Raw genomic sequence first — 1,299 nt, forward strand, 5'->3', positions numbered from 1 at the left:
TCCGTTTCGCCCAGGGGTGATGCCGTTTGCGGTGGTGATGGCGGCTGTGGTGGCCTCTCCGCTGCTGGGGGTGGGTGTTGCGCGCGCGCAGACGCTGCAGGAGGCGCTGAGCCAGGCCTACGCCAACAACCCGACGCTGCAGGCGCAACGGGCGCAGCTGCGCGTGGTGGACGAGAACGTGCCGCAGGCGCTGGCGGGCTGGCGGCCGAGCGTGGTGGTGGCGGGCAATGCGGGCTACGTGAACGGGCAGACGCGGTCGCGCACCTCGGACATCTTCGGCAACACGCGGCCCGTCTACAGCGACGCGGACCGGCAGACGGCGGGGCTGAACGCCACGGTGACGCAGCCGCTCTACAGCGGCGGCCGGACGCAGGCGGCGACCAAGCGGGCGGAGAACCAGGTCCTGGCGCAGCGGGCGCGGCTGCTGGCGGCGGAGCAGCAGGTGCTGTCGGACGTGGTGCAGGCCTATGTGGCGGTGATCCGCGACCAGGAGACGCTGCGGCTGAACGTCAACAACGTGCAGGTGCTGCAGCGCCAGCTGGACGCGACGAACGAGCGCTTCCGGGTGGGCGAGATCACCCGCACGGACGTGGCGCAGGCGGAGAGCCGGCTGGCGGGGGCGCGCTCGGCGCGGGCCAATGCCGAGGGCACGCTGCAGACCAGCCGGGCGACCTTCCGCCGCGTGGTCGGGCTGGCGCCGGAGCGGCTGGTGGCGCCGCAGCCGCTCTCGGTGCCGGTGCGGGCGGAGGCGGATGCGCGCGAGGTCGCGATGCGCAACAACCCGGCGGTGGTGGCGGCGCTGTTCGACGAGGCGGCGGCGCGCGACGCGGTGGACGTGCAGATGGCGGCGCTGCTGCCGCAGGTGAGCGTGCAGGCGCAGGCCTTCCGCTCGGACAACCAGCAGCAGCCGCACACGCGCGGCACGGGCCAGCAGATCACCGCCAACCTGTCGGTGCCGCTCTACCAGGGCGGCGCCGAGCACGCGGCGGTGCGGCAGGCGCGGCAGGATGCGGTGCGGCTGCGGCAGGTGGTGGACGACCAGCGGCGGCAGGCGATGCAGCAGGCGACGCAGGCCTGGGAGGGGCTGCAATCGGCCCGCGCCCAGGTGGAGAGCGTGCGGGCGCAGATCCGCGCCGCCGAGATCGCGCTCGACGGCGTGCAGCGCGAGGCGGTGGTGGGCAGCCGCACCACGCTCGACGTGCTGAACGCCGAGCAGGAGCTGCTCAACGCCCGCGTCACCCTGGTGCAGGCGCTCTCCAGCGTCGTCACCGCCAGCTACAACCTCGCCGGCGCCGTCGG

The 1,299-nt window shown here is 74.3% G+C and carries 1 protein-coding gene; it reads left to right on the forward strand.

Annotation, left to right across the window (positions count from 1 at the left end; translation table 11 throughout):
• Positions 1-49: 49 nt before the first annotated feature.
• A partial coding sequence (locus CR165_RS24135; protein ID WP_245906758.1) for a TolC family outer membrane protein occupies positions 50-1,299 on the forward strand: 1,250 nt, incomplete at its 3' end.

The sequence above is a fragment of the Teichococcus aestuarii genome (assembly GCF_003116135.1).
Classification (GTDB): domain Bacteria; phylum Pseudomonadota; class Alphaproteobacteria; order Acetobacterales; family Acetobacteraceae; genus Pseudoroseomonas; species Pseudoroseomonas aestuarii.